The sequence below is a fragment of the Neisseria sp. P0009.S007 genome (assembly GCF_051962515.1).
Map to the genome: position 1 here is coordinate 1 of NZ_JBQCVF010000192.1, position 2,642 is coordinate 2,642.

The window sequence follows — 2,642 nt, forward strand, 5'->3', positions numbered from 1 at the left end:
ATTCTTGGCACGCTGTTGGCTATGTTGTGAATGTAACGATACAGCAGATGCTTCGGGAAATACAGTTACCGGAGAAAAATTTTCCGTAAATTTAGTTGCTGTGTGGTTACAGGGCGAATGCCAACAAGACTACATTTGGATTAACAGGTTCGAATCCTGTCTCGTCTGATAGACGTTGAACGTCTTGTTTATTTAGTCGCTCACCCTTTTCAATATGGCAGGCAAATGCCTGGGGAAACTACAACATGGATATCCTTGTGTCGCAGGTTCGAGTCCTGTCTCTGTTATCCAAAATAGCAGAGTAGCTCAGTTGGTAGAGTAAAGGCATGTTTCCCTTAAAAACTTGTTGCGTGCCATATTACTTTTACGGCAGCAGGCGGATGCTCGGAGAGGGTACATTAACCTTTCACGTTAAAACCGTTTCTCTTCATGTTTATCCGCTACGCTGCCATCCATTCGAGGCCGTCTGAAATATTCAGGCGGGCTGATATAAAAACCGTTTTCGGTATATTTGGCAAATACCGGAGGAATTACAGCCTGCCAAGCTCGAGGTCGCGGGTTCGAGTCCCGTCTCTGTCGCCAACTATGGCAGAGTAGCTCAGAGGATAGAGCGCGTAAAAATTTCTCCACTCTTTGTTGCCCAATGTGCCACCCCTTATGGGCGAATGCTATTAGGATTACATTCCTTTCTTGCTACAAACCCGAATGATCCTAATTAAACTGGTCGCCCTACGGCAGTAGGCGGATGCCCGGAAGAGAATACATTAGCTTTCAGTTAAAAACGCTTCTCTTCATCTTTAGCCGCCACGCTGCCACCCATTCAAGGCCGTCTGAAAAACAAAGCTAAAACAAGTTCAGACGGCCTCAAACCAACAATATGAAAGAAAATGAAAATGGCTAATACTAATTTGTTTCAATCTATTAAAAACCGTTTTACTAAAACCGATACCCATAATGAAGCCGGCGGCATCGCCTACACGCTGACGCCCAAACAACAGCTGGCACAGCTTGCGGCTACCGGTTGTCTGAATAATACCTTCTATGCTGATGCACAAAGCCAACTTGACCAAGTGCTGAAATTGGCAGAAAGCCTGGATGCCGAGTTTATTGCCAAAACTGCCGTATATGCCCGTCAAAAAGGTTTTATGAAAGATATGCCTGCGCTGTTGCTTGCCGTGTTGGCGCAAAAAGACGTGAACATGCTCGCTCGTGTATTCGACCAAGTGGTGGACAACGGTAAAATGTTGCGTAACTTCGCACAAATTATCCGCAGCGGCGCAGTCGGCAGAAAATCCTTCGGCAACCGTCCGAAAAAACTGATGCAGACTTGGCTTTTGACCGCCACCGAAAAACAACTGTTGAACGCCGCTGTCGGAAATTCGCCGTCGCTGGCAGACGTGGTCAAAATGGTGCACCCAAAACCGCGTGAAGCATGGCGTGCCGCATGGTTTGCATGGCTGATCGGCAAACCGTACGATCGCGAAGCATTGTCGCCCATTACCCGTGCTTTTGAAGATTACAAACAAAGCCGAGAAGGCGAATTGCCCAACGTTCCTTTCCAAATGCTTACAGCTTTAGACTTGAACTGCGGTGACTGGGCGCAAATCGCCCGCAACGGCTCATGGCAGCAGGTTCGCCAAAACCTGAACACTTTCCTGCGCCATGAAGTATTTGCCAAAAGCAAAAACATCAAAATGGTGGCAGAAAAACTGCGTGACGAAACCGCCATTGCCCGCGCCCGCGTCCTGCCTTACCAATTGCTGACCGCGTATCAGGCAACATCTGACCAAATGCCGTTTGAAATCCGCGAAGCCCTGCAAGATGCGATGGAAACTGCCGTACAAAACGTACCGGCAATCCAAGGCAAAGTCGTGGTTTGCCCGGATGTATCCGGCTCCATGCACAGCCCGGTTACCGGCTATCGCGGCAGTGCGTCCACCAAAACCCGCTGCATCGACATTGCCGCACTTGTGTCCGCTGCCATGTTGCGTACTAATCCGCAAGCCCGCGTGATACCGTTTGAGCAAATCACGGTAAACGTGAAGCTCAACCCACGCGACAGCATCATGACCAACGCCGAAAAACTCGCCAATATCGGTGGAGGCGGAACAGCATGTAGCGCACCGCTTGCCATGTTGAACCGTGAAAAAGCTGAAGTGGATTTGGTCGTCATCGTGTCAGACAACGAAAGTTGGGCAGATGACAGCCAACGATGGGGTGGTAAAACCAGTCTGATGAAAGAATGGGACATCCTGAAAAAACGCTGTCCCGAAGCCAAACTCGTTTGCCTGGATATCCAGCCTTACACCAAGGCTCAAGCACGAAACCGTCACGATATCTTGAACATCGGCGGCTTCTCCGACCAAGTGTTTGCCCTGATTGGTTCCTTTGCCGAACGAGGTATGGGTACAGATTTCTGGGTAGATGAGATTGAGAAAACGCCGCTGGCAGCTGTGAACTGAAGCTAAGGCCGTCTGAAAAAAGGGTAGAAATATTTTTTCAGACGGCCTATTTATTCAGGACAAGCTGAGAACAAGAATAAGGAAACAAAATGCAAAAATTTATCTTAATACGCGGTCATCAGGGTTCGGGAAAATCGACTTTTGCCGAACAAAAAGCCGCCGAATTTAAAGCGCAGTATC

At 48.6% G+C, this 2,642-nt stretch carries 1 protein-coding gene; it reads left to right on the top strand.

Annotated elements, in window-relative coordinates; translation table 11 throughout:
• Positions 1-887 precede the first annotated feature (887 nt).
• Complete coding sequence (locus tag ACTHS3_RS11410; RefSeq protein ID WP_049336823.1) at positions 888-2,462, top strand: vWA domain-containing protein; 1,575 nt, start codon at positions 888-890, stop codon at positions 2,460-2,462.
• Positions 2,463-2,642: the final 180 nt, after the last annotated feature.

Excerpts from the sequence above, each read along its gene's own strand:
- ACTHS3_RS11410 (WP_049336823.1), top strand. The coding sequence starts at position 888 with ATGAAAATGGCTAATACTAATTTGTTTCAATCTATTAAAAACCGTTTT.